This window comes from Geodermatophilus sp. CPCC 205761, from assembly GCF_051383655.1.
Taxonomy (GTDB): domain Bacteria; phylum Actinomycetota; class Actinomycetes; order Mycobacteriales; family Geodermatophilaceae; genus Geodermatophilus.
The window spans coordinates 24,611-31,005 of record NZ_JALPKQ010000056.1; the positions used below are offsets into that span (position 1 = coordinate 24,611).

Annotated in this window: 7 protein-coding genes; 6 read left to right on the forward strand and 1 reads right to left on the reverse strand. The window is 76.2% G+C overall.

Annotated elements, in window-relative coordinates; translation table 11 throughout:
- Position 1: 1 nt before the first annotated feature.
- From MY526_RS23640 to MY526_RS23665, 6 genes are all read left to right on the forward strand, one after another.
- Positions 2 to 589 (forward strand): alpha/beta fold hydrolase, encoded by a 588-nt coding sequence (locus tag MY526_RS23640; RefSeq protein ID WP_436693224.1) that lies wholly within the window; start codon positions 2 to 4, stop codon positions 587 to 589.
- A complete protein-coding gene (locus MY526_RS23645) occupies positions 582 to 800 on the forward strand; it encodes a recombinase-like helix-turn-helix domain-containing protein (RefSeq protein WP_436693223.1) in 219 nt (72 codons plus the stop codon). Before MY526_RS23640 ends, MY526_RS23645 begins: the two co-directional genes overlap by 8 nt.
- Before the next feature lies 1 nt (position 801).
- Complete coding sequence (locus tag MY526_RS23650) at positions 802 to 1,899, forward strand: Rieske 2Fe-2S domain-containing protein (RefSeq protein ID WP_436693221.1); 1,098 nt, start codon at positions 802 to 804, stop codon at positions 1,897 to 1,899.
- Positions 1,892 to 2,260 (forward strand): hypothetical protein, encoded by a 369-nt coding sequence (locus MY526_RS23655; RefSeq protein WP_436693219.1) that lies wholly within the window; start codon positions 1,892 to 1,894, stop codon positions 2,258 to 2,260. The genes MY526_RS23650 and MY526_RS23655 overlap by 8 nt, the downstream gene beginning before the upstream one ends.
- Complete coding sequence (locus MY526_RS23660; protein WP_436693217.1) at positions 2,257 to 2,655, forward strand: RidA family protein; 399 nt, start codon at positions 2,257 to 2,259, stop codon at positions 2,653 to 2,655. Before MY526_RS23655 ends, MY526_RS23660 begins: the two co-directional genes overlap by 4 nt.
- Positions 2,656 to 2,799: 144 nt before the next feature.
- Positions 2,800 to 3,354, forward strand: a complete 555-nt coding sequence (locus MY526_RS23665; protein ID WP_436693215.1) for a MarR family winged helix-turn-helix transcriptional regulator — start codon at positions 2,800 to 2,802, stop codon at positions 3,352 to 3,354.
- An 18-nt stretch (positions 3,355 to 3,372) separates the two neighbouring features.
- Here the strand turns inward: MY526_RS23665 and MY526_RS23670 are convergent.
- On the reverse strand, positions 3,373 to 6,395 hold a 3,023-nt coding region (locus MY526_RS23670; protein WP_436705201.1), incomplete at its 5' end, for an ATP-binding protein.

Consider the following 6,395-nt stretch of genomic DNA (forward strand, 5'->3'; position numbering starts at 1 on the left):
CATGACCCTCGAACAGCCTCCCGCCGAGCAGGGCGACGACCTGACCGCCGGCATCCTGTGCCTGCGCGCGGGCGCCGAGCCCGCCGACTGGTTCCTCGACCAGGTGCACGCCCTGGGCGCCGTCGAGTGGGCACCCGCCGGGGAGCCCGACGACGAGGCCTGGCTCGCCCAGGCGGTCGAGGCGGTCACCGAGCACCACGGTGCGAGCCCGGTGCACGTGATCGCCGCGGGGACGGCGGTGCCTCGGGCGCTGCTGCTCGCCGCCCGCCGGCCCGACCTGGTGATCAGCGTCCTGGCCGGGGACCCGGAGGTCGACGAGTCCGACCCCGGCTACTGGGAGCTGCTGCGCCAGGTGCACACGCCCACGTTGGTGGTCGTCGCCGCGCCCCGGCCGGACAGCGACATCTCCCAGGCCCAGACCGTGGCCGGCGGCATCGACAACGGCGTCATGGTCGTCGTCGACGGCACCACCGCGCCGGTGCACCGCAGCAACCCCCACTCGTTCGCCGAGTGGGTCACCGCGTTCATGTCCATCGCCGAGGGACTCCGCACCCTCACGCCCCAGCCCAGGGAGGAAGCACGTGCCTGAGCAGTACCTGGAAGAACACCAGACGCACCCCGACCCGATCAGCCCGTACGAGCAGAAGCTCTCCGGCGCGATCATGGAGGTCTTCGGGCGTGGCGTGCACGACCTCCCGGGCCTCATCGAGGGCCTCAACGGCCTGGGTCTGAACGCTCCCGACGGGAGCTCCTGGAACGAGGACAACTTCCGCGCCGAGATGCGCCGACTGGGAGACTGAGATGACCGACGTCAGCACCAAGCCCGCCGCTCCGTCCCGGCCCCGGCCGATCAAGACCCCCAAGGTCGTCGGCACCCGCCGGGCACTCTCCGTCGAGGAGATCGCCGCCACCGGGCTGCGGGACCGCTGGTACCCCTTCCTCCCGTCGCGCTTCGTCGGCGCCGGGGAGATGGTCAAGGTCAAGCGACTGGGGGTCGACTGGCTGCTGTTCCGCAACGCCCAGGGCACGATCTCCGTGCTCGAGGACCGCTGCCCGCACCGCAGCGCCCCGCTGTCGGTGGGCCAGCACCTCGGCGACCGGGTGGCCTGCAAGTACCACGGGGTCCAGGTGGACGGCACCGGGACGGTGGTCTCGGTGCCCGGCATGCCCGGCTGCACCCTGGAGGGCAAGAAGGCCACCGTGTCGCTCCAGGTGGTCGAGGCCGCCGACACGATCTTCGCCTTCGTCCCGCTCACCGAGGAGTCGACGCCGACGGAGTTCGTGCTGCCCGACCGGCTCAAGGACCCCGCGGTGTCCTGGTTCTCCAACTTCGCGGAGTGGGCCGGTCCGTGGCGGTTCTACATGGACAACGTCCTCGACCCGATGCACGGCGCGTTCCTGCACCGCGACTCGCACTCGATGTTCGGCGGCGACACCTCGGCCCGGTTCCGGATCCGCGAGACCGACCGCGGCTTCTTCTTCGAGAAGACCGACCAGCGCGGCGTGAACTTCGACTGGGTGGAGTTCTGCCGCGGCTCGATGGACTACGTCGACCTCGAGATCCCCTACGCCCAGAGCGCCGGCCCCGGCGGGGTGTTCGGCATCGTCGGCATGGCGACCCCGATCGACGAGGACAACTCGGCGATCTTCCACTGGCGGACCCGCCGGGTGGAGGGCTGGGAGCGGGAGGTGTGGCGCTTCCTGTACCGGACACAGCTCGAGGCCAGGCACTGGGCGGTGCTGGAGCAGGACCGGGTGGTGCTGGAGGCCCTGGCCGCCGATGCCGACGTCGACGAGCACCTCTACCAGCACGACCTGGGCGTCTCGCGGATCCGCCGGATGTACCGGGCCGACGCCAAGGCGCAGGCCGCGCAGCTGGTGTCCGCACCCGGTGCCTGAGGCGAACGCGTCGTCGGGGACGGCCGAGGCCGTCCCCGACGACGGGACGATGCTGCTGACCGTCTTCCTGCGGCACGACCAGACGCAGAACCTCGAGCAGTTGCAGCGCAAGCTCGACGACGCCGACTGGTGGCACGGCTTCCCGCCCGAGGGGTGCGAGGTCGTCTCCTGGGTGGTCGCGATGGGCGTCGGCCAGATCGTCACGCTGCGGCTGCCGGCCGGCCGGCTCGCCGCGGTGAACGTCGAGCTGGAGCGTCGCGCCTGGGGTGTCTTCCACACCGACTTCTACCCGACCTACGACTTCGCCCCGGTGCGCGAGCGGCTCACCCGGGAGTCCGACCAGCGGAAGGGGCGCGGATGAGGGTCAGCGCGGAGTCGGTGCCGGAGCCGCCCCGGCCGGGCATGTTCAGCAACGCGCGGGTGCACGGCGACCAGTTCTTCCTGTCCGGCATGCACGCCGGCGGGCCGGACGGCCCGGTGGGCGGGGCGGACGCCTACGCGCAGGCGCGGGAGACCTTCCGGCGGATCAGGGAGCTGACCGAGGCCTGCGGCGCGCGGGTGGACGACATCCTCGTGCTGCGCGTGTACCTGACCGAGATCGACGACAAGGCCGCGGTCGGCCGGGCACGTTCGGAGGTGTTCTCGGGCGACTTCCCCTGCTCGACCCTGGTCGAGGTCTCGGCGCTGGTCGATCCGGGCCTGAAGGTCGAGATCGAGGCGCAGGGGGTCATCGGGAGCGCCGGCGGCGGGGGCTGAGCAGGTGACCCCGCGGCCGCCCGTCGCGCCTCACCCGATGGGAGCAGGTCCTCACTCTCTGTCCCGGAAGTTCCGGGGCGGAGAGATAGTTCAGTGGAAAGATGTCTGCAGGCGGGGCGCCGCCGCACAGCTTGAGGAGACCCCATGACCTCCGCACCGTCCACGTCCCGGGATGCCGTGGACGACATCATCGGCCAGTGGGCCCGGGTCCGACCGAGCCTGGACGTCTCCGCCATGGAGGTCTTCGGCCGGCTGCACCGGAGCTTCCTGCTCTACCGGTCCGCGATCGCCGACGGGTTCGCCGAGGTCGGCACCAGCGAACCGGGGTTCGACGTCCTGGCGGCCCTGCGGCGGTCCGGGCAGGACCACCGCCTGAGTGCCGGGGAGCTCGCCCGCCGGACCCTGGTCACCACCGGGGGGCTGACCCTTCGGGTCAAGCGCCTGGAGCGCGAGGGGCTCGTCCGCCGGGAGCGGGACCCCGACGACAACCGCATGGTCTACGTGGAGCTCACCGACGCCGGCCGCGAGATGGTCGACCGGGCCGCCGACACCCACTTCGGCAGGCTCACCCGGATGCTGGAGAAGCTCAGCCCCGACGAGCGCGAGGACCTGGCCCGGCTGCTGGGCCGGCTGTACGAGTCCCTGCAGGCCACCACCGGCCTCGAGGAGGTCGGCGAGGACGCCGTCGCCGAGCGCTGACCGCCGTCCGGCCCTCGCTCAGCCCTCAGCCAGCCGCCCCGCGTCCCGGGCGACCAGCCGCATGCCCACCTCCTCCGCGACGGCCCGCGCCCGGGCCGCCTCCCCGGCGGCCGCGCCCCGGTCGCCGCGCGCCGCGTGCAGCCGGGCGAGCGCCAGCAGCCCCCGGGCCAGTGACGGCCGCAGCCCGAGCCGCTCGCTGACCGCGACCGCCTGGCGCAGGTGCTCCTCCGCGGCCGCGGTCCGGCCGGCCGCCGCCTCGGCCCGCCCCAGGTACAGCGCCGTCGGGCCGAGCGCGCCGATGCCGCCCTGGAGGGCGAGCCGGTGGGCGTGGGGGAGCAGCCGGTCGGCGATCGCCGCGGCCACCGCGGGGTCCGGCAGCGCCCCGGCGTCGGCGAGGTCGCCGGCGATGAGCGCCTGCCAGCAGGTCAGCGACAGCCAGTCCCACTGCATCGGCCAGGCGCGGAACGCGTCGTGCTCGGCCATCACCGCCGCGGCCGCCGGCGCCTGCCCGGTCTGCAGCAGTGCCAGCGCCAGCACGAACGCCTGGGCACCGCCGGCCGACGACGACTCCGCCGGCAGCCCGGTCAGGCGCTCGGCCAGGCAGCCCTGGTCGATCCAGATGAACGCGCGCATGACCAGGTCGGTCCAGTCCTGCGTGTAGAGCTGGGTCCGCTGGGTGAGCACGTACGCCCGGTCGACCAGCTCCATCGCCAGGTCGTGGCGGCCGTCGAGCGTCGCCCGCGCCGCCTGCATGCTCACGCACTGCGTCTGCAGCAGCGGCAGGTCGTGCCGCTGGGCGACGTCCCAGGCCTCGACCAGGTCGGCGTCGCCGCCGGCGAGGTCGCCCAGCACCAGGCGGGCGGTCGACCGGCGGGCCAGCGCCAGGACGGCGACGTCGGCGCGCTCCGGGCCGGCGGCGAGCCCGAGCAGCTCGGTGGCGGTGGCGATCTGCTCGTCCTCGTCGCCCGGCAGCCAGGCCGCCGACAGCCGCGCCGACAGTGCGGTGACCAGCAGGTCGTCGCGGCCGGTCGTGCGGGCCAGGGCGAGGGCCGCGGCGGACTCCCGGTCGCTGCGCCCGCGGTCGGGGCCGTAGTGGCAGGCCGTCGCCAGCGCGGCCTGGCTCCGCACGCGGGCGGCGGCGTCGTCCCCGGCCGCGGCCAGCACCGCCTCCAGCCGGCGCACGAGGTCCTCCGGGTAGCTGCCGTAGGCGACCGGGAACCACAGCCCGGCCAGCCGGCAGAACCGGTCGGCGGCGGCCGCCGCGGTGGCGGCGTCGCCCCGGGTCAGCGCGGCGTCCACGGCGGCGGTGAGCAGGCCGGTCGCGGCCTCCCAAGAGCCGGAGCGGGCCATCGTCGTGCCCGCGCGGAGCAGGATGTCCTGCCGCAGGTCCGGCGGCCCGCCGCCGGGCTCGGCGTCCAGCGCCTCCAGCGCGCGCTCCCACCAGCGGGCCGCGGTCTCGTGCGCGTGCTCGTGGGCGGCGCGCGTGGCGGCCCGCTCGCAGGCGGCCACCGTGGCCGCGGCGTCGGTGAACGGCCGGCCGGCGACCAGGTGGTGCGCCCGCTCGAACGGGTCGGCCGTCTCCGGCAGCGCCGCCGCCAGCCGGGCGTGCAGGCGGCCCCGGCGCAGCTCCGGGACGTCGGCCAGCAGCGCCTCGCGGACCAGCGCGTGGGCGAAGGCCAGGCGACCGGCGCCGGCCGGGCGCACCAGGTCCGCGGTCTGGGCGGCGTCCAGCGCGTCGACGAGGGCGTCGTCGTCCCCTGCGGAGGCCCGCTGCAGCAGGGCGACGTCGAACCGCTGGCCCGCCGCCGCGGCCAGCCGCAGCACCGCCCGCACCTCCTCGGGTAGCCCGGCCAGCCGGCGCTCGACGACGTCCCGCACGCCCGCCGGCACCGCGCGGTCCGCGCCACCGGACGCCGCCACCCGGGCCAGCTCGGTCGCGAAGAACGGGTTGCCGCCCGACCGCGCGTGCAGGTCGGCCAGCGCCGCGTCGTCCAGGTCGGCCACCTCGCGCACCAGCTCCGCCGTCGCCGCGGCGTCCAGCGGCGCCAGCGCGAGGTGGGTGAAGCCGGCGGTGCGGGCCAGCGTCGCGCGGACCTGGGCCAGCGCCGGGTCGGGCACCCCCGAGCGGCAGGTCGCGAGCACCGCGACCGGCCCGTGCCGCAGCTCGACGGCGAGGAAGGAGAGCAGCCGCAGCGACGCCGGGTCCGCCCAGTGCAGGTCGTCCACCACCACGACCACCCGCGCCTCGGCCGACGCGGCGACGAGGGTGCCCAGTGCGCGCTCGAAGGCGGCGAAGGCCCCCTCGCCGGGGAGGGCCAGCGGGTCGGCCCGCCCCGACAGCTCCGAGACCACCTGCTGCCACGGCCACAGCGCGGGCGCGTCGTCGTCCTCGTGGCAGCGGCCCCACGCCACCCGCACGCCCGGCCCGGCCACCGCCTCGGCCGCCAGCCGGGTCTTGCCGATGCCGGCCTCGCCCTCGACCAGGACGAACCGCGGGCCCGAGCGCGGCAGCCCCGCCACGACGGCGCGCACGGCGGACCGCTCCGCGTCGCGGCCCACGAGGGCGGGGCCCGCGGCGCCCGGTGCCGGGGGAGGGGGCGCCGGTTCCCTCCGGAGCACCCGCGCCTGGGCCTCGCGCAGCGCCGGCCCCGGCTCGACGCCGAGCTCCGCGCCGAGCAGCCGGCGGACGTCGGTGTAGCGGGCCAGCGCCTCGGCGGTCCGGCCGGCGGCGTGCAGCGCGTCGAGCAGCAGCACCCACGGCCGCTCCCGCAGCGGGTGTTCGGCGACCAGCTCCTCGGCCCGCGCGACCGCCGCACCGGCGCGGCCCAGGCAGACCAGGGCGGCGACCGCGTCCTCGCGGCAGGCGGCGCGCAGCGCGTCCAGCCGGGTGCGGGCGGCGACCGCGAAGGCCCGGTCGCCGGCGTCCTCGAGCGCGACCGGCCCGCGCCACAGCCCCAGGGCGTCCTCCGCGGCGGCCAGCCCGGCGGCGGCGCCCCCCCGGCCCAGCGCCTCGCCGGCGGCCGCCGCCAGCTCGGCGAACC

Coding starts and splice junctions, on each gene's coding strand:
- MY526_RS23640 (WP_436693224.1), top strand. CDS start 2: ATGACCCTCGAACAGCCTCCCGCCGAGCAGGGCGACGACCTGACCGCC.
- MY526_RS23650 (WP_436693221.1), top strand. CDS start 802: ATGACCGACGTCAGCACCAAGCCCGCCGCTCCGTCCCGGCCCCGGCCG.
- MY526_RS23660 (WP_436693217.1), top strand. CDS start 2,257: ATGAGGGTCAGCGCGGAGTCGGTGCCGGAGCCGCCCCGGCCGGGCATG.
- MY526_RS23665 (WP_436693215.1), top strand. CDS start 2,800: ATGACCTCCGCACCGTCCACGTCCCGGGATGCCGTGGACGACATCATC.